This window comes from Paenarthrobacter sp. TRD_SC_7 (genome assembly GCF_056156245.1).
Genome location: NZ_CM149587.1, coordinates 1,540,339 through 1,566,037, shown reverse-complemented (window position 1 = coordinate 1,566,037; position 25,699 = coordinate 1,540,339). Strand labels below are relative to the sequence as shown.

The 25,699-nt window shown below is 59.0% G+C and carries 16 protein-coding genes; 9 read left to right on the top strand and 7 right to left on the bottom strand.

Translation table 11 applies throughout. From position 1 onward, the window contains the following. Positions 1-85: 85 nt before the first annotated feature. The 4 genes from AC0J5Z_RS07660 to AC0J5Z_RS07645 all read right to left on the bottom strand — a co-directional run bounded on the left by AC0J5Z_RS07660 (position 86) and on the right by AC0J5Z_RS07645 (position 5,985). The gene (locus AC0J5Z_RS07660) at positions 86-286 is read right to left on the bottom strand and encodes a GDCCVxC domain-containing (seleno)protein (protein ID WP_475038542.1); all 201 of its coding nucleotides are present in this window, start codon (positions 284-286) and stop codon (positions 86-88) included. Positions 287-498: 212 nt separating this feature from the next. Beyond that, positions 499-759 (bottom strand): DUF7793 family protein, encoded by a 261-nt coding sequence (locus AC0J5Z_RS07655; RefSeq protein ID WP_475038541.1) that lies wholly within the window; start codon positions 757-759, stop codon positions 499-501. Positions 760-1,183: 424 nt separating this feature from the next. Continuing rightward, positions 1,184-4,153: an Ig domain-containing protein gene (locus AC0J5Z_RS07650; RefSeq protein WP_475038540.1), complete on the bottom strand. Its 2,970-nt coding sequence runs from the start codon at positions 4,151-4,153 to the stop codon at positions 1,184-1,186. Between the two features lie 173 nt (positions 4,154-4,326). Next, positions 4,327-5,985, bottom strand: a complete 1,659-nt coding sequence (locus tag AC0J5Z_RS07645; protein ID WP_475038539.1) for a polymerase — start codon at positions 5,983-5,985, stop codon at positions 4,327-4,329. A 447-nt stretch (positions 5,986-6,432) separates the two neighbouring features. Between AC0J5Z_RS07645 and AC0J5Z_RS07640 the strand changes: the two genes are divergently transcribed. Both AC0J5Z_RS07640 and AC0J5Z_RS07635 read left to right on the top strand, forming a co-directional pair. Then, on the top strand, positions 6,433-8,820 hold the full coding sequence (locus AC0J5Z_RS07640) for an S-layer homology domain-containing protein (protein ID WP_475039618.1): 2,388 nt from the start codon (positions 6,433-6,435) through the stop codon (positions 8,818-8,820). Between the two features lie 124 nt (positions 8,821-8,944). Next, on the top strand, positions 8,945-11,536 hold the full coding sequence (locus AC0J5Z_RS07635; RefSeq protein ID WP_475039616.1) for an S-layer homology domain-containing protein: 2,592 nt from the start codon (positions 8,945-8,947) through the stop codon (positions 11,534-11,536). 490 nt (positions 11,537-12,026) lie between these two features. On the opposite strand, the gene AC0J5Z_RS07630 is transcribed toward AC0J5Z_RS07635, so the two are convergent. The 3 genes from AC0J5Z_RS07630 to pdhA are packed head-to-tail and all read right to left on the bottom strand — an operon-like array spanning position 12,027 to position 15,828. Further along, positions 12,027-13,502, bottom strand: a complete 1,476-nt coding sequence (locus AC0J5Z_RS07630) for a dihydrolipoamide acetyltransferase family protein (protein WP_475038538.1) — start codon at positions 13,500-13,502, stop codon at positions 12,027-12,029. A gap of 2 nt (positions 13,503-13,504) precedes the next feature. Next, complete coding sequence (locus AC0J5Z_RS07625) at positions 13,505-14,605, bottom strand: alpha-ketoacid dehydrogenase subunit beta (protein ID WP_475038537.1); 1,101 nt, start codon at positions 14,603-14,605, stop codon at positions 13,505-13,507. Continuing rightward, complete coding sequence (pdhA, locus tag AC0J5Z_RS07620; protein WP_475038536.1) at positions 14,602-15,828, bottom strand: pyruvate dehydrogenase (acetyl-transferring) E1 component subunit alpha; 1,227 nt, start codon at positions 15,826-15,828, stop codon at positions 14,602-14,604. The genes AC0J5Z_RS07625 and pdhA overlap by 4 nt, the downstream gene beginning before the upstream one ends. A gap of 171 nt (positions 15,829-15,999) precedes the next feature. Here pdhA and AC0J5Z_RS07615 point away from each other — a divergent pair, with 171 nt between their 5' ends. The 7 genes from AC0J5Z_RS07615 (at position 16,000) to AC0J5Z_RS07585 (ending at position 25,671) form a co-directional block, all read left to right on the top strand. Beyond that, positions 16,000-16,464, top strand: a complete 465-nt coding sequence (locus AC0J5Z_RS07615; protein WP_475038535.1) for an Lrp/AsnC family transcriptional regulator — start codon at positions 16,000-16,002, stop codon at positions 16,462-16,464. A 60-nt stretch (positions 16,465-16,524) separates the two neighbouring features. Next, a complete protein-coding gene (locus tag AC0J5Z_RS07610; protein WP_475038534.1) occupies positions 16,525-17,106 on the top strand; it encodes a YdcF family protein in 582 nt (193 codons plus the stop codon). Between the two features lie 210 nt (positions 17,107-17,316). Continuing rightward, on the top strand, positions 17,317-18,963 hold the full coding sequence (locus AC0J5Z_RS07605) for a hypothetical protein (protein WP_475038533.1): 1,647 nt from the start codon (positions 17,317-17,319) through the stop codon (positions 18,961-18,963). 220 nt (positions 18,964-19,183) lie between these two features. After that, entirely contained in the window at positions 19,184-19,450 is a 267-nt protein-coding gene (locus AC0J5Z_RS07600) for a hypothetical protein (RefSeq protein ID WP_475038532.1), read from the top strand. Positions 19,451-19,539: 89 nt separating this feature from the next. Beyond that, positions 19,540-20,700 carry a non-hydrolyzing UDP-N-acetylglucosamine 2-epimerase gene (gene wecB, locus AC0J5Z_RS07595; protein WP_475038531.1) on the top strand — a complete coding sequence of 387 codons (1,161 nt, stop codon included), beginning with the start codon at positions 19,540-19,542 and terminating at the stop codon, positions 20,698-20,700. A 75-nt stretch (positions 20,701-20,775) separates the two neighbouring features. Further along, the gene (locus AC0J5Z_RS07590; protein WP_475038530.1) at positions 20,776-23,694 is read left to right on the top strand and encodes a CgeB family protein; all 2,919 of its coding nucleotides are present in this window, start codon (positions 20,776-20,778) and stop codon (positions 23,692-23,694) included. A 42-nt stretch (positions 23,695-23,736) separates the two neighbouring features. Next, entirely contained in the window at positions 23,737-25,671 is a 1,935-nt protein-coding gene (locus AC0J5Z_RS07585) for a glycosyltransferase (RefSeq protein ID WP_475038529.1), read from the top strand. Positions 25,672-25,699 lie beyond the last annotated feature (28 nt).

The window sequence follows — 25,699 nt, the reverse complement described above, 5'->3', positions numbered from 1 at the left end:
GTGGCGGCTTCCCGTGGAGCCCGTGGTGCTTGGCGGCCAGGGCATCGGAATAGACAAAAGTGGGTGCGCCAGGTGTACCCGGCCGTTAGGCCGGTGATTGTTTCGGTGGGCAGGGGACGCTGCCGTAGGAGCAGAAGACGCAGCAGTCCCCGGGCAGGGGTTTGATGGTGACGCCGCACGCGGTGCATCGGTGGAGGTAAACGCACGCGTCGGCCGGCATGTCCTGTGTTTCCTGGGTCCCGCAGGCCGGACACGTCAGAATGCTGGAGAACTGGAGATCACTCATGAGTCAATTGTCGTTGCCCCGGCCAGGCCACGGATCAGCGCGACCAGCGGAACAGGTATGTGAGGGCAACAACGCCCAGAACTGGCGGTCATCGCTTCGACCAGTTTGTGCCCTCACCTTCTCGGACCAGAGGGTGTGCCGGCCCTCCGCCTCTTCGCGGCCGCTGTGAGGCATTGGGCTCCCGAGAATGGTTCAGTAGTTGCTTGGTCGGTTTATATGGGGCGAGGATCGCGGAGCCAAGCCAAGGCTTCGGTCTTGGATGTGAAGAACCGGGTAGGGCAACTGCCTGTTTGGGCGCTCAGCTCGTACTGGACGAGTATGCGGTCAACGGGGTTTGCGCCAAGCAACGCGATTCTGCTGGCGGCGCTCGGTTCGGTGAAGCTATCGACGGCTTGCCGGCTGCGGCAGTGCGCCGTAGCCATGTCAACCAATAACGGACACTTTCTGCCCGCTGCGATTCTGATAGCGCCCATGGCATCGTGTGCTTTTCCGGTCCGGCGTCATTTCCTCGACCACCCTTCCTCGCTGCCACGGGCGGACAAGGATTCTCTTTGAGCCAGAACTGCCGGGCGCGGATTTAGGTCCCCGGCAGCAGGCCCGCATACCGGGAGACTCTGCCCCATGACAGGAGACCGGGGTTCTTCCAGAATACGTCTCCGTATCTTTTCTTGACCCCGGGCGGGTACTCATCTAAATGCATGAGTAGCATCAACGTCCGCGCCCATCAGGAAACCAACTCGCACCCACTGTGCGTAGCCCAACTTTGGCCGGAGTGCCCCCGCGTACGGATCCATTTGCAAAGGCCCGTGGGAACTCAAAGTTCAACGAAGGCAAAGCCCGTAACAGCACAAAACGGCCGGCCTTGGTAATGACAAGGCCGGCCGCTTTGCAGATGAATCAGGGTGTTTTGGACAGGAAGTGCTGGATGTTTTGGATGATCGGCGTTCTAGCGTCGAGCTCGAGGTAATTGATGTCCATCAAGACAACTACGCGTCCTCGTCCGGTCTTCATATCCCCTTCAGCCCAGACGCCTCCGATGGCCACGCTCTCACTTCGAGCGAAGACGTTCCGGGCGTCCACACCACCCATTCCGCTGATGGCTCCGGGTGCATCGGGGTCAAAAGTGGTGAGCACGTTGGGCACTTTGGTGATTTCGTTGCTTGCAGCAGGATTGAACGAGAAGGTTCCCTGCACATCGCCCGTCTGGCCCACCACAACGTTCTGATCGGTAAGTACATGGCGGAGGACGTTCTGAACGCTGGCATTCAGAGCCTCGCAACATGGACGTTCCCCAGTGAGGTAGGCCGCTCCGCCGTCGGCTACGTAGCTGGCAACGCGGCGCTCGTCTGCATCGCTCCATCCGTAACGTGACGGGTTCCAAATTGACTTGTAGCCGCTCAGGTCAGCAGGGAGCGAGGTCGCTTCCACAACCTCTGCGCCGGCGTCGCGGAGAGTCTTGGCGACGTTCGTTATGCCGTACCCCTCGTCACCATCGGCATAGACGAGGACCTTGTCTCCGCGTGGCGGGGTGGGGTTCACAACCAATGTCAACGGAGCTAATGCCACAACGCCCAGTATGTCCTTGGCTGTAACGGTGATGTCGGCAGTTGCCACCGTAATTGGGACACCCGAGACTATTCCGGTTCCGGAATTCAGAGCGAGACCCGAAGGAAGCGTCCCTTTCGAAATCGTCCAGGTGTAAGGCTGAGTCCCGCCCTTGGCCGCAAGGCCTATTTTGTATGCCTTCCCAACAGTCGCGCTGGGCAATGAAGTAGAAAGCACTTTCAGAGGTGCAACCGTCGGGGGCACTTCTGCGTCCGGAGCCCCAGGGGCTGGGGGCTTCGTGGACCAGGAGGCGATGGTCTTTTCATAGATCGTGCCGGAGTAGATGGTCACGTTGGGGCCGCCGTCGAAGAAGCAGATAAGGCAGGCGCCAAGTTCGAAACCAACCTGGCCTTTGAGCTCCGCCATGGGGTCTTCGGTTGGGTGGTACGCGGCAGATACGGACGCATTAATCTGGCCCGTAATTCCGACAATTTCCACCCAGGTGACACGTGTATCGATTGCGCCCGTGAGGGTCGCTTCGATGCCCGAATCGCTGGAAAGGCCCAGCGGCTCGTGCTCGGTGCCACACGTAGCGGCCCGGCTTTCCTGGCCGTCCCTCCACTGGTAAGACGTGCCACATTTGAGGGTCACGGAGGTACTGAGGTCCAGCTTGCCGTTGACTTCAAACGTCAGGGAAGGCTGGGCCACCATGACGATGGCACCTGCGCCTGAGGGGACGGTCACCTTGACCTCGGGACCCGCCACTGTGCAGACACCTTCCCCGGAAACAGCTGCTCCCAGGTTGACGGTAATGGAGCCTTCGATGTTCGCCTGGAGCTGGTGAAGACCCCCGAAGAAGGGCTTCCAATCGGCGTACAGCGAAGGTTTCATGTTCGGCGTAACAGACAGGCCCTTGAGGTCCGCGGTCGCTCCGCCTTCACACTGTATTTTCTTCGGTGCCGGGACTGGTTCCTTTGTAGCGAAGGGCGTGGAGAGCGCTTCAGATTCTACGAGGGAAGTCGTTACTGCTGCTTCATCGGTGAAGTGAACCGTGCCCTCGGAGTAGGCCGCGGAAAGGTTGGCTGTGGAGACCGATACCAGTAGCGTCCTGTCAGCAGTCATCTGGACGTCGTCGACGTTGAGGATTGCTCCGGATTCGAGATTGGCCCACGGGTCGAGAGTCAGCACCTGTCCCACGGTTACATCGACGGCCGTGAGCTCCACGGAGACAATGTCGTTCGATTCAGGGTCCCTGTTGATGGCGACGATGTTGTCCCCGGGGACGTGGACCGTGTTTTCCAGGGGCACCAGGATCTCGCACGGCTTGCCCACGCATTCCTCGGGTGCGGCTTCCGGGACGTTGAGGCTCAGGGTCCGCGATAGCGTCATTCCGGAATCATCAGTGGCTGTGACAGTGACCGGGTAGTCGCCTGTGGCCGCTGGAGAACCAGACAGAACACCGGTTGGTGAAAGAGTGACACCTTGGGGAAGGCCGGTTGCATTCCACACCAGAGAGCCGAATCCGCCGGCCCCTGTGAGCTGCTCGAGGTATCTGACTCCGGCGATGCCATCCATCAAGTGGTCGCTCGCAATGGTCAGTGGGCTTGTGTTCAGGTGAAAGCGGTACATGAACGCTGCCATGGCATCACGGTTTACGGCCTGCAGCGCCCGGTACGTCTTCGAGCCATTGGCTTCGGTCCAACCGGTGCTGATGCCTGTGGAGGCAAGCCATGCCATTTCCTTGTAGAACTGTTGGGAGGTGGCGACGTCGGCGAACGGCGAGACTGCCGGCGGTGTGTATTCCGGGCTGCCTGCCAAACGGAACAAGAACGCTGCCATGGCGTCGCGGTTTACCGGCTGTAGTGCCCTGTAGGTTTTGGTGTAACCGTCTGCTTCGGTCCAGCCGGTGCTGATGCCTTTGGACGCCAGCCATGCCATCTCTTTGTAGAACTGCTGGGACGTGGACACATCAGCGAAAGGTGACTCAGCCGGAGGAACGAATCCTGGACTGCCGGAGAGCCGATACATGAAGGCCGCCATCGCGTCCCTGTTAACCGCCTGCAAGGCCCTGTAGGTCTTCGACCCATTGGCCCCGGACCATCCAGTACTGACGCCCGCGCTGGCCAACCACGCCATCTCCGCATAGAACTGCTGGGACGTGGAGACGTCGGCAAAAGGAGACGTGGCCGGAGCCGGGAACGACGGGCCACTATCCTGTGCCGTAATGACGGTCGGCTGGGTTTGTGTCGCGGCTTCCGAGACAACCACTGGCTCTACGGGAGTTACCGGAGCTGCATTGGCCGGAATCATTCCGATCATCATGAAGGCGGATAAGGCAAGGCTAAGCCCTGAAGTTACGAGTCTTCGTCTGTATTTATGGCGCACTTATGGCTACTTTCCGCACTTTTTGGCGGAAACCCGCCCCCATTTTTCATCTACCGAATAATAGATATTCAAAAAGATAGCGTTACTATCCGGTTACTCCAATTTCGGGTCTAACGAGCCCGGGCCAGCCGTTCCTCCACTTCAGCGGCTTTGTCGGGCCGGCCCGACACGATGTATAGCTCCGAGAGAATGTTCAGCGCTCGCTCCGGTTTTGGTGTCAGCGCAGCAGCACGTTCTATATCTGCAATGGCACCCTCCAAATCCTGGCCGCTGGCTTTGGCGAGTCCCCGTAGAAGGTGGGGCTCCGATGTCCACGGCGAACGGTCGATCTGCGTGTCCAGCGTCTTCCGCGCGGCTTGAACGTCGCCGGTCCCCAGTTGCCCGATGGCAAGTGCAGTAAGCGCCTCCATGGAGGACGGGTTATGTTCGACGGCGGCCCTCGCCCAGGTGGTAGCGGCTTCTGCCGCTGTTGTATCGCCTGTGACAGCGCGGACGGCAAATGATTGTGCGGCAAGAAGATCGATGTCTTGGTCCCAGGGCCGTAGGACCTTCGCCTGTTCGAACTCCTTAGTCGCTTTCGGGATATCACCTACGGCAGCCAAGTCACTGCCCGCCTTCAAGGGTATTTCCGCGGTTGTCGCTACACCGGTGACGATAGCGCCCACGAGCGCCAGCCCAACTGCTGATAGGCGAGCTACGTCAGAAGCCTTTTTGCGGGGACTGTCGATCGCCTCTTTCTGCACGGGAGCATTTCCAAGAATGGCACCGGCCAGGGCACAAACCAACGCGGTGGTTCCCGGTGAGGTGAAGTGGGTCATGAGTGCGAATCCGTAGCTGCATATGGCCACCAGCGCACCGATCAGGAACAGTTTGTGCTCGTTCAATGGTGCGGTGCGGATACGCCTGAAGCCGATCACGATGACCATGCACACAGCCGCAGCTACCGAGAGAAGGAAGAACAATCCTCCTGCGCTGACCAGCTGGAGAACGACCATGTGCGGGCTGTCCGCCGGGAACTCAGTACCCACGTTCTTGGCGAATTCATCGGATAGGTGAGAAGGCAATGCGTCCACGAATTGCCCTGCTCCAAGTCCCAGGAACGCGTTGCCGGATAGGGCCTGAAGAGATGCCTCCCAAAGGTAAACGCGACCCGTAACGGTTTCCAGGCTGAACAGGCGTTCCGCAACTGATGGGATGGACCATGACAAAACTGCTGCCACGCCTACGAATCCTGCGAAGGCAGCGATCGCATGAACGGGCCTTCCCGATTTGAACAGCTGGAATGCCTTGAATCCGAAGAGCAGAATTCCGCAAATAACCACAATGAGGATGCAAGCACGGGAACCCGAAGTGATGGTGACTACCCCTGCCGCCGCCGCTCCTATTTGCGCCAATTTATTCTTTGACCATAACGCCTTGGGCAGAAGCAGCAGGCAAGCGACCAATCCCGCCAAGCCCAGATCTGTGGCATTACCCAACGTCGCCCCGGGCCGTATGTCGTCGGCACCACCAAGGGGTCGAAGACCAACCGCCTCGGCAACTGCGATCGGCGCCAGAATGAGCATGCTGAAGCACAGCCCATGAACCAGATACTGCCTGTTTTTTGAAGCGGAAGAACCACCCAATACGCGCGCTCCCACCACCAACAAGCCCACGTATATGAGCAGGACAGGCAGGCCTTCGTACCGTGGCCACCGTCCAACAAAGGCAGCTGACAGATCCCCGGAACTCAATGCCGCGATGACATATGTCCCAACTATGGCTGCCATAATCAGCACCGTAGGGCGCCCAAGTCTTGACGTTGCCGGGGCAAGGAGACCCAGGCACAACGCGAGCAACAAAATGGCAAGTTTCGGCAAAACGAACCTGTAGAGGCCACCCGGCAGCATGATCAAGGGTGTCGCGACCAATAAAGTCACACTGAGAAGCGCCATTCGGTGACTACCGAAAGTCGGCTCCCAAATGCGGCGTAATGATTGCACTTTTTTCCCCCATGATCGACAGGCCCGCCGTATAAGAAATAGCATGTGGCTGACGCAACAACTTGACTTGACCCGGCGTCGAGAATCAAATATATGGGGGCACTCTTGAAACGACCGAAACTTTTGCGGCAAATACTTGTGCCCGTGGCCGGATTATCACTCCTCGCAGCATCCTTCTCCGGTGCGCCGGCCGCCGTCGCTGCGGGAACGGCAAGCATCAGCGGAAGCGTGCAGATGCAGGCTGGTCTCAATGCCAGCATGATCATCATCGACGCCTACAAAGACGGCCTCTACGTCGATGAAACCCGAATCTGGAGTGGGTCCGGGACCTACACTCTGGATGGGCTAGAGCCTGGCACCTACAAGGTTAAGTTCAGCGCCTACGGGGAAGGTGGCGGCACTCCGGTCAACGTCTCGGAATGGTATGACGACAAGGAACTGGCGTCCTCAGCCCAAACCATCTCGCTGACCACAGGGCAGGCACAAGCCAACGTCTCTGCCGTTCTGAACACTGGCGCGACCGTCAGCGGGAAGGCGACGGTTCCGGTCGGCGTCGATGCCACGAAGATCACTGTGGACGCGACACGGGATGGTGAATACAGCTCCTACAGGGCTTCCCTGAAAGCGGACGGTACGTACTCGCTCACCAACATGATTGCGGGCCAGTACAAGCTCAACTTCTATTGGGGCGACGAGGCAACTCCGAGCCCGATCATTCCGAGCTTCCTCGGGGGAAAGCAGTGGTCCTCGGCCACGCTTATCAACGTGCCCAAACAGGGCAACGTCACGGGCCAGAACATTACCTTGGCCGCGGCCGGCATCGTCACGGGAAAAATCACCGTACCCAGCGGAGTTGACGCTACCAAGGTCAGTGTCAGTCTCTCGAGCGTGCCCTCCGGCAAGTACGGTTACGGCTACGTAAAAGCCAACGGTGACTTCAGCGTCGGAGGCCTCGAACCCGGTACCTACAAGGCACATATCTACTGGAATGGAGGAGATGGCTTCCGCCCAATTGTTGATGCCTACTACGGGCCTCCAGGAGCGACCTTCGACAACGCCACCCCCATTCAAGTGCCGCCTCTCACGCCGGTAACAGGTATCAACCAGACACTGGTTACTGGAGCCCAAATAAAGGGCAAGGTGATCGTGCCCGCAGGTTTCTCGAGCACTGGCGTCCGTGTATCGGCAACAAATTCGGTGGCCAATGCCTATGGAGGCAGCGCCGTGCCGGACAGCTCCGGAGCGTTCACCATCAGCGGCCTGGCTGCCGGCTCTTACAAGCTGGACTTCTACTCCCAGGACCAAAATCTGGTCCACCAATGGCTTGGACAGAAGCTGGATTCCGGCTCATCCGCAGCTGTGAGTGTTACCACCGGGCAAATCGTGCCCGTCGCAAATGAAACCCTCCTTGCCGGTGCGGTGGTCTCGGGCACGCTCGCAATCCCTGCAGGCTCCCAGAGCCAAATGAAGTACGCGACGGCGACCGGACCAGGCGGCGTTGGCGGGACGACGGTAGCGGACAACGGAACATTCTCGTTCACCAAGCTGCCCGCTGGCACGTACACCATCGAATTCAACCGCGCGAGCGGCATCACCACTGACTTGGAAGCGTCCTTCTACAAGGACAAGGCCGAGTCATTGGGTGCTGCTTCGGCAACTCAGGTCACAGTCACTACAGGTGAAGCCAAGACAGGGCTGACGACCACGGCGAAGACGGGTGGCACGCTCACGGGCAAGATTGTGGGCACGGATGGCCAGCCGTTGAACAATGTTCCTGTCCGCGTTTACACGAAGGACGGTTCGCTGGTCACCCGCGGCGCAAACACCATCGCCGATGGCACGTTCAAGGTGACAGGGCTCAGCACTGGAAGCTACCTGGTTTCGGCCAATATGATCCCCACCCGGCCTTCGGGTTCCCTCGGGACCATCTTCTCCGGCAACGTGAAGACGGAAGGAGCTGCCGCGAATGTAGCCACCACAGTGGGTACCAACACTGACATCGGCACGCTCAGCTTCGCCACAGCAGGCAACGCTGGAACCGGATTCGCTGATGTTCCCGCGGGCGGGCAATTCAGCACGGAGATCAGCTGGATGGCCACGGCCGGCATCAGCACTGGCTGGACGGAAGCGGACGGTTCCAAGACGTTCCGGCCGCTTTCCCCCGTCAACCGTGACGCGATGGCAGCCTTCATGTACCGGTTGGCAGGCAAACCGGCATTTACGCCTCCGGCTACCTCGCCCTTCGCGGATGTGCCCACCAGCAGCCAGTTCTACAAGGAAATCACGTGGCTAGCGGACAAGGGTGTTTCCACCGGTTGGACTGAAGCCAACGGAAGCAAAACCTACCGTCCCCTTCAGGCCGTCAACCGTGACGCAATGGCAGCCTTCATGTATCGGCTGGCAGGGAAACCGGCGTTCACTCCCCCGGGTACTTCGCCGTTCACCGATGTGCCCACAAGCAGCCAGTTCTACAAGGAAATCACCTGGCTGGCGGCCCAAGGCATCAGCACAGGCTGGACAGAAGCGGACAGCAGTAAGACCTTCCGCCCCCTGAACGCCGTCAACCGCGATGCGATGGCTGCGTTCATGTACCGCTACAACGCGAAGTTCAACGCAGGCTAGTCCCTATCAAGCGAACGGCTGGCACCACGAAGCAGGTGCCGGCCGTTTCGTACCACTAGGTGTCGCCGTCCATGGCAGCTCCTTCCTTTTGTCCTGATTACTGTCGAATTGTGTGGGGGTTGCGGTGTTTCGTCGTGGTGTGGCGTGGTTGGTTGCTGTGGTGTTGGTGGTGGTGGCGCCGGGGTTGTTGGTGTTGCCGTCGGCGGTGGCTGCGGATCCGGTGGTGGAGAACGTGGTGACGTTCTCGGATGTGCCGGCTGAGTCTCAGTTTGCTACGGAGATTTCGTGGTTGGCCGCGTCGGGTATTTCCACGGGTTGGGATGCCGGTGGCGGGGTGCGGCAGTACCGGCCGTTGGAGTCCATTGCCCGGGATGCGATGGCGGCGTTCCTGTACCGTCATGCCGGTTCTCCTGCGTTCACGGCCCCTGCGGTGTCACCGTTCACGGATGTTTCGGCCGGGGCTGCGTTCTATAAGGAGATCACCTGGCTTGCGTCCGAGGGCATTTCCACTGGGTGGGATGTTGGTGGCGGGAAGCGTGAGTACCGGCCGTTGTCTCCGATCGCGCGTGATGCGATGGCCGCGTTCTTGTACCGGTATGCGAACAAGCCAGCGTTCACGGCCCCGGTGGTGTCTCCGTTCGCGGATGTGCCGGCTGGTGGCGGGTTCTACACGGAGATCACTTGGCTTGCCGCGTCTGGGATTTCCACGGGCTGGGATGTTGGTGGCGGGGTGCGGGAGTACAGGCCGTTGAACGGGATCGCCCGTGATGCGATGGCTGCGTTCCTGTACCGGTATGCGGGGCAGAAGGCACCGGCTGACCCGGCCAACCCTGCAGCGGGAACGGTCACCGTGGCCCCCGACGTGGAAGTCCTGGAACCATCCCAACTTGAGACCGCGCAGGTGAGTGCGGACACGGTGGTCCTTCCTTCGGATCAGGCGGTGGAGATCAAACCCAACGATGTGCTGGTCTCCGGTGTCACAACCGGTACCCCGGACGGGTTGCTGGTCCGTGTGGTCCAAGTGGTCAGGGACCCGGGTGGAAACACTCTGGTCAAAACCAAGCCAGCAACCCTCCCTGAAGCCGTGGTCTCCACGGGAGGGTTGCTCGAAGTGAGCGGCACCCCGGTGAGGTCAGAATTCATCCCCGAACCCGACGTCGTGGTTGAACCCGACGCGGCCCCCAGCGCAACAAAGCCCGACCCCGCACAGTCACCGGACATGGCCCAACCGTTCGCGGAAGCCTCGGCGGATGTGTTTAACAAGTCCATGACGTTCAAGAAGACCGTCAAGGGTGAGTTCGGCAAACCCGATGTACCGCTGACCGGTAATGGCTCGGTGACTTTGAAGTCGTCGGTGACGGCGAAGGCCACGGCGAAGATGACGTTGGACGTCGGCTTCCTGCAGTTGAAGGAAGCCTCGGTTGTGGTAACGCCGTCGGTGAAGGCCGAGCATTCCGTCACGGCCGAGGGGTCCTTGAAGGGTCAGGTGACCTCAAAGCTTGGTGAGCTCAATGCCTGGTTCACGTTCTGGGTTGGGCCCGTTCCCGTGGCAGTGACCGCCGATGCAGAGATGAATGCGAACTTCGCCCTGGACGGAGACGCGCAGGTGGTTTTCTCCTCGTCCCAGACTGTTTCCAGCGGTCACGGTTTCAAATACAAAAACGGCTCGTTCAATCTGGTCAATGACAAGCCCTCCACTGCCGGGATCCAGAATCAATACAAAGCCTCGGCGTCTCTTGCCGTGAGGGCGTCACTGGATTTTGATGCCACGATCAAGCTTTACGGCGTCGCTGGGATTACGTTCGGAATGGGACCCTACGCGACCACCACCATCACAGTTACCACGGCAAGCGGGCAACAACTCAGCTGGACCTGCCCCTTGGAACTCGGCGTCGAAGGCCGGCTCGGCGTGACGGCAGGCATCGAGATCATGGGCTTCGATCTTGGCGAGTGGGAAGCCACAGTAACCAAGTCATGGCCGCTGTTCACAGCAAACCCCTGCCAGGGCACCACCGTCATCCAACCACCACCAACAAACCCAACCCCGACGCCGACCAACACATCGACGCCGACTAACCCGCCCGGTCCGGGCATATCGCTTCCGCAGGTGCCGGTTCGCGTCGGACAGAGCGGCCAAGCAGTTTTGGTTGAGGACGGCGGCGATGTCGCCTCGGTCCAATGGATCTCAAGCCCGCTGCCCAACACAGTACTAACTGCCGGCCAGCCCACAATTCCGGCGACTCTGACGTGGTCACCGAAAACCGTCGAGACTGTCCAGTTCTCCATTCGGGTGACCTACAACGACGGAAGTACAAAGGACGTGTCGGGGTCCATGCGCGCTTACGCGGTGCCGGCTCCGTCTCTTGCTGTGGGAAATCTGCAGTCCACGTACGTAGCCATAACGGACCGCGGAAACCCATACTCCGTAGTTACCTTCGAGGTCACCAAAACTACGGCGTCCAACACAACGCCTTTGAAGACCCTTACGGACAAAGAAGATCCGGCGAGCGACTACTACGAGTACACAGGCGGCGACGCGAACGCCAACAACGTTCTGGATATCGGTGAGAAGTGGCAGTATCGAGCCTTCTACCTGGATTGGCGGGGCTCGGAGCCGGGCAATAGCCGGACGCGTACCCTTCTGGTCCGCGCCAACGACACCACCGGCGCGGGCTCATGGATTGACGCCGAAGCCCTTTACACGATGACGCGCTAGTTCACCTGATGACAACGACTTAAGGCAACGACGCCGGAGGTCAGGTTGAAATCCGACCTGACCTCCGGCGTCGTTTCTTGTCATGCCAAGAAACGGCTACCGCCGCTTATCCGTTCATGTACTTTCATCGGAACGTCAACGAAAACCTGAGATTCCACGAACACGGGTTTCCCGGCAAAACGGTCCATGAAGGGTTGCGCTTCACCGGTTGTACCGGCCGGAATGTCTTAGATCCGTATCGCGCTGAGTTTCGTCGTTATAGCGTCCGGCGGGCAGCTGAAGTTGATCCTGCTCGGATTCGGGGTGGGCATCGGCGGGCTGGTGATGTCTGTGTACGCGTTCCGGCTCGCGATGAAACGACGGCGCTGGTTGCGGGAGCAGAGTGCCCAAGGCACACAGGCGCAGACGCACAACTAACCAGGACCAAGCGATACAGCAGAGACCACGGCCCCAAGGATCGTGGTCTCTGCTGTAGGCCAGTTAGTTGGCGCTACATGTCCGCGAGCGCCCCACCCGGGTTCTCGATTGCGTCGGCCACGTACCGGAGGAAGCCGGCCGCGGTTTCGCCGTCGCACACCCGGTGGTCGAAAGCGAGGGTCAGCTCGGTGACCTTGCGGACGGCCAGCTCACCGTTGACCACCCAGGGCTTGTCGATGATGCGACCAACACCAAGCATCGCAACCTCGGGGTAATTGATGATCGCGGCCGAGCCGTCTACACCGAACACGCCGTAGTTGTTCAGTGTAAAGGTGCCAGAGCCGAGCTCATTGGGCGTGGCCTTGCCGTCACGCGCCACAGTGGTCAGGCGCCGGATCTCGGCGTCCAATTCACGTGCGCTCAACTCATGTGCGTTGCGGACTGAGGGGACCACGAGACCGCGGTCCGTTTGAGCCGCGAAGCCGAGGTTGATTCCGTCGAAACCGACGATCTCCTGTGAGCCATCAGCCGCAGCCTCGAAACGCGTGTTCAGGGCCGGGTATTTTTTTAACCCAGCCGTGACAAAACGAGCGATAAAAGCCAAGAGACCGGGAGTGTCGTGCGGGGCTCGCTTCTTCAGCTCAGCCCGCATCTCCAGCAGTGCAGTGGCATCCACGTCCACCCATACCGTAGCTTCGGGGATCTCTGAGCGACTCCGGGTCATGTTCGCGGCCACCGCCTTACGGACCCCACGAACAGGCGTCCGCGCCGAGACGGCCAGACCTGTTCGACCGTCGAGGTTGCCCTCGGCGGCAGCCGCGGTAGCCGCAGCAGGGGCTGGAGCTGACGCAGAAGCAGTACGAACTGCAGGCACAGAAATAGCAGCCTCCACATCCCTACGCATGATCAGCCCGCTGGCACCTGAGCCCTCAATCGCGTCGAGAGAAACTCCGTGGTCGCGCGCCATTTTCCGCACCAGCGGCGAGATGACAGCACTGAGCTTGCCGGGAATGCGGGTCCCCGCAACGGCCGGTTCCATCACCGGCTCAGCAACAGGAGCAGAAGCAAGAACAGGAGAATCGACGACGCCGACACTCGCCTTCCGCGGCCGGGTCCGGCCACTGGTCGCTCCCCCAGGCGTGCCGTATCCAATCAGCACGTTGCCCGAGCCGGCCTTCTCCTCGGTCCGGTACGTCTCGGCAGCAGCTTCGACGGCCGGCGAAACGTCAAGACCCGAGGACACCGGCGAAGGATCCACAGAACCAGGAGGAGCCGCGGCAGCGGGAGAACCTGTGGAGGCACCAGCACGAGCGATCGAGATCAGCGGCTTGCCGACGTCGAGCGTTTCACCGGCCTGGCCGTGCAGCTCGGCAACGGTGCCTGCGTAAGGCGAGGGAACCTCAACCATGGACTTGGCGGTCTCAACCTCGGCGATGGGCTGGTCAACCACAATCTCGTCGCCCACGGCAACGAGCCAGTTCACCAGTTCGGCCTCGGTGAGGCCCTCCCCCAGGTCGGGCAGTTTGAATACCTGCATATCTGAGCTCATGGTCAGTCCTCCCACTGAAGGTCGTCGACGGCGTCGAGGATGCGGTCGACGCTTGGCAGGTAGTAGTGCTCCAGCTTGGGAGACGGGAACGGGACGTCGAAGCCGGTCACGCGGAGAATCGGCGCGGCGAGGTAGTGGAAGGCGCGTTCCTGGACGCGGGCCACGATCTCGGAGGACACAGATGCGAATCCGTGGGCTTCGGCGATCACGACGGCGCGTCCCGTCTTGCGTACGGACGCGCACACGGTTTCATCGTCGAAGGGGACAAGGGTGCGGACGTCGATGACTTCCAGCGAGCGGCCCTCTTCGGCGGCTGCTGCTGCTGCGGCGAGCGCGGTGGGGACCGACGGGCCGTAGGCGATGAGCGTCGCGTCCGTGCCGGGACGGGCAACAGCGGCGCAGCCCTCGGTGGAGGTGCCGGCGTCGTGCTCCGCTCGCAGGGCACCCAGCTCCACCTGGTCCTTGGACCAGTAGAGCTTCTTGGGTTCCATGAACATGACGGGGTCATCGGAGTCGATGGCTTCGCGGAGCATGCGGTAGCCGTCGGCCACGGTGGCCGGTGTGTAGACCTTCAGGCCGGCTGTGTGGGCGTAGTAGGACTCGGAGGAGTCGCAGTGGTGCTCCACTCCCCCGATGCCGCCTGCGTAGGGAACACGGATGACCATGGGCATTTTGAGCTTGCCCTTGGTGCGGTTGTGCATTTTGGCTACGTGGCTGACGATCTGTTCGAAGGCCGGGTAGGCGAAGGCGTCGAACTGCATTTCGATGACGGGTCGCATGCCGTTGATGGCCATGCCCACAGCCATTCCGACGATGCCGGATTCTGCCAGCGGGGTGTCGAAGCAGCGCTGTTCCCCGAATTCGGCCATAAGGCCGTCGGTGATGCGGAAGACGCCGCCCAGCATGCCGACGTCCTCGCCGAACACCAGGACGGAGGAGTCTGCGCGCATGGCGTCGGCCATGGCGGTATTGAGCGCCTTGGCCATGGTGAGGCTCTGCGGACCGGTGGCCTCGGCAGTGGCAGCAGCGGAAGCGGCGGCGCTGGCGGTGGCTGCGCTGACGTTGGCTGTGGTGGTGCCGTTGGCAGTAGTGGTGACGGTCATTTCGCGCTCTCCGTTCCGGAGTGGTCGGTGCTGCCGGCGCTTTCAGCGCGGGCGAGTTCGCTGGCGAGCAGTTCGGACTGCTCCTTCAGCTGCGGGGTGGGCTTGGCGAAAACGTACTTGAAGAGGTCCAGTGGCTGCACCGGGACGTCCTCGCCCAGGCCCTCGCGGAGCTGGGTGGCTACGGCTTCTGCGTGCTCGGCGATGCGGTCGTTCGCCGAATCGTCCAGCAGTCCCTTGTCCGTGAGGTACGCCTTCATGCGCGCCAGCGGATCCTTGGCCTGCCATTCGGCCACCTCGCTGTCCGGACGGTAACGGGTGGCGTCGTCGGCGTTGGTGTGAGCCTGCATGCGGTACGTGTGGGCCTCGATCAGCAACGGTCCGGATCCCTCGCGGGCCAGCTTCACGGCCCGGTCCATCACGGCGAGCAGCGCGACGAGGTCGTTGCCATCAACCCGCTCCCCGGCCATGCCGTAGCCAACAGCCTTGTGGGCCAGCGACGGTGCCACGGACTGGTGGCTGAGCGGTACAGAGATGGCGTACTTGTTGTTCTGCACGAAGAAGATGACGGGCAGGTGGAAGACGGCGGCGAAGTTCAGTGCCTCATGGAAATCGCCCTCGCTGGTGGCGCCGTCGCCGCACATGGCCATCACTACGGTGTCTTCACCGCGCAGCTTGGCGGCATGGGCGACGCCGACGGCGTGCAACAGCTGGGTGGTCAGCGGGGTGCACTGAATGCCTACGTTGTGTTCTTTGGGGTCGTACCCACCGTGCCAATCTCCGCGGAAGATGGTCATCACCTCAACGGGGTCTACCCCGCGGGTCATGACGGCGACGGCGTCGCGGTAGGTGGGGAACAGCCAGTCACCTTCCCTAAGGCACATGGCAGCTGCAACCTGGCAGGCCTCCTGGCCGTGGCTTGAGGGGTAGACGGCCATGCGGCCCTGCCGGACGAGCGCCGAGTTCTGGTCGTTGACGCGACGTCCGACGACGAGCTGCTCGTAAGCGGCCATCAGTTCAGCGTCGCTGGGCGTGGGGTACTCGTGGCCGGGTTCGGTGCCTTGCTCGTCATGGGAGCGGAGGGTGCCGTCCGGGTTCACCATTTGGATCTGGTGCCGGGCGGGGAGCATATAGTCCTCAACGCTGATGCCGAATTTTGTCCGAACGTCAGCAGCTTGGTCCTCTACAGCCGTTTCCGGCGCAGAGTGGTCTGCGTGGATCGTCATTGGTCCGTCCTTCTCTAGCCACTATGTGCTTCCAGTATGTTCCTGGGCGCTGTTTCGTATCCAGCTTTCTGCCGAATCATGGAAACCCTTGCCTAAACTGAGTATTCTGAAAGACGAATTGTAATTGTGAGCTGGGTAACGTGCCCGTGCCGTAGACGAATTGGAGAGCCAGTGAGCGAGGCCGAGGCGGAGCAGACCGCCGTACCGCTGGACAGTGTGGACCGGGACATCATCAGCGAGCTGACCACCGACGGGCGCATGTCCATCACGCAGGTGGCGGAAAACGTCCACATCAGTCGCGCCCACGCGTACTCCCGGATTGCCCGGCTCACTGGCGAAGGTGTACTGACCAAGTTCACGGCGCTGGTGGATCCCATCAAAGCGGGCTTGCGGTCATCGGCGTACGTGACGTTGAAAGTTCAGCAGCACTCTTGGCGCGAACTGAAGGAACAGCTGCGGGCCATCCCCGAGATCCACCACATCGCCTTGGTAGGCGGGGACTTCGACGTCATCCTCTTGGTCCGCGCAACCGATAATGTTCACCTCCGCCGTGTGATCTTCGACCAACTGCAGTCCATGGAAGGCGTGCTGGATACCCAGACTTTCCTTGTTTTTGAGGACGTTGATACGAGGTAGGTTGTTCCGGGCTATCCCAAGCTGGGAGGACCGCCCATTTGCGGACCTTAGACTGTCCCCGTGCCCCTCAAAACTGCCTCCGCCGCGCGCGCCTTTGGCGTAGTTGGAGGGGCGTGCTTGCTTCTTGCGTTGCTCTGGCTTGTGGCGGCGTTTCAGTTCTTCCATAACCCGCCCCAGGCGAAGCCTCACCGTACCGATGCGATCGTGGTTTTGGGCGGCATGAGCAGGGAACGTTTGCCCGTGGCTCAGGAACTGCAGCGGGAATTGGATATTCCTGTCCTTGTTGTCTCCACGACTGGTTTAGCCGGCAACGTGGAGGCAGATGCCCTGTGTCACGAGGATGCGGGCGAAGGAGGTCCTGACCTTGTGTGCTTCAGGCCTGCACCCTTGAACACAAGGGGTGAAGCCAGCGCATTGCGGGAGTTGATTGCAGAGCGGGGCTGGAAGTCCGTATCTGTTGTCACGTCCGAATACCACCTCGTCCGCGCAGGTACCCTGATTGACCAATGCACCTCCGCTGAAGTGCTGATGATTGGGTCTCAACCGGACCTCTCAGCGGGAGCCTGGCTGGACAGGTTTGTGGTAGAAACGGGCGGGTTGATCGACGCTTGGATGCGGCCGGAGTGCTCTTCCGGTAGATAGACGGCCACCTGCTAACGTTCTCGTCCTGATATGACAAGGCCGGTAAAGGCGTGTGATTTAACTCAGCGAAGCTGTCAAAGCGCCGCAAGCATTTTGCAGTCTTTCTTGGTCACGTGAAGGTTCTGGTCAAGCTATTGAGTTTCGGGGATGCGACAGGCCATCCTTTTGCCATAGGTCCAAGGTCTCACCCTACGAGCCCAAGGATCCATCGTGGAAAAATTCAGGTCTGAGTCCTCCACCCTTAACGCCCCTCATGCAAGGCACGTCGTAGCCAGCCTGTTCGCCGCCTTCGTCCTGGTAATTGGTTTCGTTCACGGACCCATTGCTCAAGCGGCGCCCGCGCCGGTGTATCCAATTAGCGGATATTTCATTTTCGGGAGCACCAGCGACACCGCCAACACGTCGAAATTGACCGACATCAAGTCGGTTGGGGGAGACACCGTCATTACGTTCGGCTCCCAGATCAAGCCGGCAACGTCAGCGGCCATACCAGCGGGCTGTTCAATCTCGGGCGTCAACTGTGTGGCAGCTGCCACCACTGGTATCAATGTCAACCGATACTTCACCTACACCGACGGCAACTCATGGGGGGCGCCGACCCTTACGTGTCCAAGGGACAAGACCGCGACCAGCGGAAGCACCGTCTACACCATCATGGTCATCCCGACGCAAGGTACTGGCTGCAGCTCGTCGAATAACTCATACGACGTTGTGATTATAACCAGTGGAACCGCCTCGACCTCGGTGTCCGTCGCCAAGGCGGCCACAGCACTCGGAATGAAGTTCTATGCGGGAATGCCTGCTCCTGTGAAGAGAACGGACATAACTTATCTCGCTGACCTCTCCTATCAGTCCACACTGACAGTTTTTACGAACCGATTCCTTCAGTTTCAAGGAAAAGTGAACAACGTCGCTGGTTTGGCCGGCTACTACCACCATACGGAAATGCCCGTAGCAGCAGGTGCAATCTGGGATTCGATTCTTAGTATCTACCGCCTACAGAATGCAGCGATCGCCAAACTCCAGCCGACCCGTTCCGCGCTAATAAGCCCCTATCTTGACACTCGTATGTCGAACGCGGGCCGCGTCACTGTAGACAACGCTCGAGAGGGGATTAGGAAGATGGCAGGGACGGCAAACGGCGTGCGGCTCGCAATAGCAGTACAGGACGGCATGGGTACGGGCAAGACCGGATCCTACTTCGGCCACGAAAGCGGGTATAACGTCGATCAATTTGCCGCATCTGTGGTGGGTAGTGGGACCTGGGGCAGTAAGTATGCGGCACCGAATCGCGACTACTTCCTGGCGATGTCTGAAGGTATTCAAGGAACAGGCGCCGAGTTGTGGGCAAACATGGAAGGCATGGCGCCGGGTACAAGCCAAAACCCATGTGACAACCAATACCGAGGCCAGAGCACAAAGGCGCGCCACGACAGACAACTTCAGCAGATAGGAAATTACCCGGTGAAGGTGATTTCGTATATGTGGGATCCGTTCTACACCTGTCAGGGCACTTGGGCCCCCGTGCTTCACCAGATGAGGGCTGGCAGCATGACACCCGTGATCACCGACTCGATCTTCTGGGGAAGCGGCGATGTGCTGGTTACGGGCCAGAACCTCAGTGGTGGCACGATCCAAGTCAAGTGGACTGACCGGTATGGACGAACCTTTGACAGGACTGTCGCCGCCACGAGCTACAACCCAAACTATGGCAAGCAGCAGGGCATGAACCCTCGTCTGGAATCAGTAACCGCCCGACTCGGCAGCACGAGTCTAGGCTCCGGCAAGTACGTCTACATCAATGTTACAAACGGGTCCGGCGTGAAGAACGACGCGCCTTACTCCGACCGCGGCTAGCCACAGACAGAGAGGGTGGTTCGCATCTTGGTGCGAACCACCCTCTCTGTTGTGCTGCCCAGGGGCGCAATGGCGAAAAATATGGCGACAACCCCTCAGATGCAAGAATTGAGCGGGGCAATGCTTCATCTGGACGCGTCTAAGGAGTGAAAAAGTGACGGATACTGTCGGACAACCGGTAGTTTCGCCCTCCCCACGGCACATGCGCAAGAGGCGAATCTTGGGTGACGTGCCGCCGGCGCGGTTGCCCGCGCGCAATTCTCATGTACGGCCCGTAGCCATCGTGCCCATTGCCGAGGACACCCAGAAACCACCACGTACGTCTGCGTCGAAGGCGGACACCGCTAAGCCGTCGCCGGCAAGGGAACCAGGCCAGAGTTCCAAAAAAGCAACACTGCGCCAAAAACGTCTTATCGCGCTGGTCGCCGTGATCCTTGTCTCTATCAGTATCCCGTTGTTGGTGCTGACCTTGATGTTTGCTGGTTGATTCGCTTTTCATGTCCTACACAATTAATCACCTCGATTGACTGTGCGATAGCATCGGCTGGTCAGCCACTGCCTTTCTCGGGGGAAACTATGCCCAGCGTCATGCCTATTTTCGGTACCCGCCCGGAAGCCATCAAAATGGCTCCGATCGTTACCGCCCTTCAGCTGTCCACCGATTTCGACTGCGTAGTGACTGTCACAGGTCAACACCGGGAGATGCTGGACCAAGTCAACGAACTCTTCGGCATCGTTCCCGATCACGATCTCAACATCCTGCAGCAGCGGCAGTCTCTGTCCGCGATCATGACCAGGACCATTGACGGTCTGGACAAGCTGTTCACAGATAACAAGCCAGACGCGGTTGTCGTCCAGGGCGACACCACGACATCGACGGCGGGGGCCATTGCAGCCTTCTATCACGGGATCCCTGTTGTACACGTGGAGGCCGGTTTGAGGAGCGGCAACCTGCTTTCCCCGTTCCCGGAAGAAGCAAACCGCAAGATCACTAGCCAGATTGCCAGCCTTCATCTCGCTCCGACGAGTACGAGTAAGGCCAACCTCCTCGCTGAAGGCATCGCCGAGAGCGATATCGTTGTTACGGGCAACACGGTTATCGACGCGCTGCTCACGACGGTAAACAAAAACGTCCCGTTCTCCGACCCCCAGCTCGAAGATTTGGCTCTTAGCGGTCGCAGAATCCTTCTGGTTACCACGCACCGCCGCGAGAACCAAGGTGACGCCATGCGTGGCGTCGGTCGCGCCCTGGCCCGGATCGCCGATGCGGAACCAGACCTCGTCATCGTGCTCCCGGCGCACAAGAATCCGGTGGTACGCGAAGCTGTGCTGCCAGCGATCGACGGCAAACCGAACGTGATCGTCACTGAGCCGTTGGCCTACGGAGAATTCACGCGAATGCTCTCCTTGGCACACATTGTGCTCACTGACTCTGGTGGAGTGCAGGAGGAGGCCCCTAGCTTGGGGAAGCCTGTTCTTGTTATGCGAGAAAACACTGAGCGCCCTGAGGCTGTGCACGCCGGCACAGTGACCTTGATTGGAACTGACGAGGAAAAGATTGTCAAGGAAGTCGACCGCCTCCTCAATCAGCAGGATGCCTTCGATGCGATGGCCAACGCTGTGAATCCCTACGGTGACGGCAAAGCCGCCGAGCGCACCGTAGCCGCTGTCGCTGAATTGCTGGGCGTGGGAAGTCGAGTGCCCGAATTCATAAGCGAGATCCCCCAACACGCTTAGGCGCAAGCACCAGTTCCCGGACACTGTGCGTCCCCAGTAAGGTCACTCCCCTAACTCAGAAGATGGAGTCCCGCGTTGCTACGCAAACTTTTTGATCGTCAGGCCGCCCCTCAGCCCATCTGGACAGCCCAGGATCCTGCGCAGCCACGAGCCTCGATCCTGATCGACCCGGGCAAAACCCGCGCCGATCATCTCATGCTGCGCAAGAAGGCCTACGAAGTTCGCTTGCAGGTAGTCCCAGGCTCGGAAATTAAGGCGACACTCAGAACCATCTCCGATCCCAGCCAGCACGGCACCAAAGCTGGCATCATCTGGGTAAAGTTCCTCGACATGCACGGTAACGAGGTGGCCAGCAGGGGCCGCATCAGCAAGGGCCCACAGGGTTACTACGTGTATATCGTTCCTGACGCCCTTAGCGTGGCCGAGGCAAGACTGCTTATTCCCACAGATTGCACCGAAGTACAGATGGGTTTCGCACTTTGGAAGGGTTATCCGGGTAGCCTCTCACTTGGAAACAATATTCCAGTCGAACACAGCGTTCTACCGCTCTTTCCGGGGCCCGTGTCGCAGAATCCCGGTGAGTTGCGCGAGCATCGCATCTGCATTTCTTCGGGCCACGAACCTGCTTCCGCGATTGCCCTCCAAAATGAGCCTCTTTGGCTCACTATGTCGGTGCTGGACGCTAAACACTTCAAGGTGCAGGCTCAGTTCGAGGGTGGCCAGACCTACGGATTGCGGGACGGGGTGTTGCTGTTTGCATTTGTGGACAAGAACGGTAACGAGGTCGGAAGCCTTACGGACATTCCCCGAGGCCCCGCAGGTGAGTATGTCTACATTCAGCCGGACGGTGAAGGCGCCTTCTCATTTGAGGTGCATGCACCAGCTGACTGCGTCAGCGTTCGCATGGGATTCGCGGCATGGCGGGCCGAACCTGGGAGCCTCAAGCTGATCAACTCCATTCAGTTAACTGAACTGCCGGCCGAGTCTGCAGTCGACCTACGACCGGGCTTTGGACCGCCCCAGACCGCAACCCAAGCGGTTCAGTTCGACCGGTTGCACGACCTTGGTTCTCGCGTGCCCGTCACCAAAAGGGCTCGCTGGGTTCGCGTACCGATCACGCACATCAAGGGCCCTCAGCTCAGGATCAGATTCGAAGTGGAACCGCGAATAGCTGGCCTGTCTCCGAAAAGTGCCTTGACCCTTGTGGAGTTTGCGGACATCGATGGCGGGAAGCTTCCTGTCCCCGAGCTTTCCACGTCAAAGAATCACGGGGCATACAAGTACATAGACGGCAGGGAACGGCACGCCGTTTCTCTCACGCTGAGCATCCCCCGGAACGCCACCGAGATTCGGGTAGGCACTCTGCTCTGGGCCGCGGCACCAGATCAGTTGCTGACAAGCAACCAAATATGGGTTGAGTCGGTCGAAGACCCGAAAAACAACCCTGCCAAACCGGCTTCCCTGGCCCAGGCTACGCCACTCGCTTCTCGGGCCGCCGTTTCAGTGTCGCCGGAGCGTCCCCGCCGGGCAAAGGACCTAAAGGTTGCACTGATAGCCGACGAGTTCACCTACAACTGCTTCAAGTATGAATTCACACCGATCATCTTTGGCCCACAGGATTGGAAGAAGCGTTTCGAAGAAAACCGCCCTGACCTCTTCCTGTGCGAGTCAGCCTGGTCTGGAGTCGACAGCGTCACGCGTCCATGGAAGGGACGCATTTACGCAAGTTCAAATTTCCCTCGTGAAAACCGTACTGAGCTACTCGAAATACTTGAATGGTGCAATCGGGAAGGTGTCCCGACAGTCTTTTGGAACAAAGAAGATCCAACGCACTTTGACGACAAAATCCACAACTTCATCGACACGGCGATACAGTTCGACCACATCTTTACCACCGATCTGACGTGTGTTCCCAGGTACGAAGAAGAGTACGACCATCCCAGCGTTCATTGCCTTCCGTTCGCTGCCCAGCCCAGACTCTTCAACCCTGTGGAGAACGCACCTAGAGCAGATGGGGTGTCATTTGCTGGTAGTTGGTACGCCAACCACACAGGACGTTCGGAAGAGATGGCGGTTATTTTTGACCAGATCCTTGAAGCGGACATGGAGCTGCGCATCTTTGATCGCTTCTGGGGCACCGATGACGAACTTCATCTTTTCCCGAAGCGGTATCGCCACCTCACGGAACCGGCAATCCCGCACTCAAAGATTGCGGATGCCTACAAATCAACGACGCTAGGGCTGAACATAAACACCGTGACGTCGTCGCCTACAATGTTCGCCCGCCGCATCTTCGAACTCATGGCCTGCAATACACTCGTTGTCTCAAACTACTCACCTGGCGTCGCAGACTTCTTCCAGGAGCGGATCCTCTTCGCTGGCCGAGACCACTCCGACATTCTTGAGTTGGACCCGGTCGCCGCGGAGTCTAAACGACATGCAGCACTTCACGACGTGCTTGCTAACCACACTTACCAGCGAAGATTTGAACAAATACTGGATTCCATAGGATTCGAGTATGCGAAAACGAGCCGGCTTGTGACCCTTGTTTGTCCGGTTGAAAACGAACATGAACTGAAGCAGGCGATTGCTCGGCAAGCAGAGTTTGTAGACGTAGCTGACCGTCTGGTTATCGTACTTGGCCAGGAATTTCAGAAGAGCGACGCGTCCTATTTCCAAGCAAAATACGGAAGATTCGGCGTGATCGTTCTGGCGTGGGCGTGGGCTGTGGACGAAAAACTAGAGGCGTCTTCTTATATCAAGGGTGATGCATTTGCCCTGATTTCAACCGAATCACGCGTCAGTGCCACGATGATCTACGAGGCCAGCCTCCATCTTTCGTACGCTGACGGACCCATTGCCATAGGGGCTGAGAAGCCATACCGCTTCAGCACTGAACACGCCGTTGAAGATATTGTCGCTGGACCCGCCTTCTTCCAAAAAGCCGTCAAGCATTACGGTCAGACTATTTCCGACAACTTCTACCTTGTCTAGGGGTTGAACCAGCCATTGCGAGCCTTCGAGGATTCTCCGGTTATGAAACTCAGTATCGTCATCCCGTGTTACAATGCAGAAACCAAAATTGGCCTATGCCTGGAGTCGCTGGAACGCATCAATCTGCCCGAACACAGCTTTGAAGTTCTCTTTGTCGACGATTTCTCGACCGACGGTACTGTTGCCCTCTTGGAACAGAGAATCATCTCTCACCCCAACTGGCGAGTTGTTGCGCTAGGCGCGAATAGCGGTTCGCCGTCACGGCCACGTAACGTCGGAACTTCCAAGGCAGTCGGTGAGTATGTCTTCTTCTTGGACTGCGACGACGAGATACTTCCAGAGGCTCTTCGTTTGCAATTGGAACTTGCGGACAGGGAAAATTCAGATATTGTTCGCGCTTCCCTTTACACTGTCGAGCGTGGCAAGAAACCCCAATTGATGAACCGAGTCACTGACTTTGGCTTCCCTGACTCCCGAACCGAGAAGATCGCAAAGATCGTTCGAGATCAGAGCACAACCAACTCATCGTTGATCCGACGTAGCCTGCTTATCGACAATGGAATTATCTGGCCGGAACATCTGCACATGGGTGAAGATACCGTCTTCCTCAACAACGTCTTGGCCGCCTCTCAGAATATTTCCTACTTGGACGAGCCTGCAATTGTTTACCACAAGTCGATTGGATTTATCCGATCTACGACGCAGCAGTATGGCGCCCGAGAATTGGCGTCGCATCTGGAAGTCTGGGAAAGTGCGGAGGCAACGCTTGCAAATGTCGGTTTAAGCTACATGGAGATCCGCGGCCACGTATCCCTGCGGGTTGCACTTGAGTCAATATACCGATTCAATCGCGGTGATATTGATGCTGGCCTGTTCTCAAAGCTATCTCGCCTTGTGCACAATAATTGGAATTCCATTAGTGAACGCCCCTTTAGGCCGCGAATTCGTGAAACCCTCGAAGTAATCAATTCTGGCAATTATGAGGAGTTTCAACAGAACATCAAGCAGCGCCTTCTGATCGCTGGCATGGATCTGAAGTTCATATCGCCTGCAGTACCGTCGCTGCGCGAACACTACGACGTCAAATTGGATGAATGGACCGGCCACGATTCGCACAACGCGGAACAGAGTCAGGCACTGCTCGAGTGGGCGGACGTTGTCTTTTGCGAATGGTTACTGGGTAACGCCGTTTGGTACGCGAAACACAAGCGCGCCCATCAGCGCCTCGTGGTACGACTCCATAGATTCGAACTAAACGCCAGGTTCGGTCATGAAGTAGACCAGTCCAAGGTTGATTGCTTTATCTCTGTGTCTCTTCACACGAGCGAAGACATGATCCGCACATTTGGGATGGACCGGACCAAGGTACGCATAATTCCCAATTATCTCGATGTGAAGGCTTATGACTGCAGCGATGACCCCGCCAAGACGACGAGGCTTGCGATGGTCGGCATTCTCCCAAAGCTCAAGGGGTACCACCGTGCACTCGAACTCCTGAATTACCTCAATGCTCACGGAGAATACACACTCACGGTCTTCGGCAAAGGTCCCCTCGACCTCCCCTGGGTCTACAAGAACCCAGTTGAACGGTCGTACTATGAGTCGTGCGACCAATACATCAATGATCACAACTTGTCCGAGAAGGTCACCTTCTCGGGCTGGGTAGACACGAAGACGGCACTGGCCAATTTTGGTTTTGTGCTTTCCCTCAGTGATCTGGAGAGCTTTCACGTGGCACCCGCTGAGGGGTTCGCGTCCGGCAACCAAGGTGTGTTCCTTCCGTGGCACGGTGTTGACTACATCTACCCAGCCGACTACGTCTTTGAAGACATCTTCGCCATTCGCGACTACATCCTTGAGAACAAGGAACTCGAGCAGTTCAACAAGAGCGCAGAGCAAGGCCGACGATTCGTTAGCGAACGTTATTCCCTCGAGTCATTTATTTCATTGGTCCAGGAAGCGCTTGAAGAGGTTTAGTGGCTCTTCACGGTTCGTGGTGAATGTT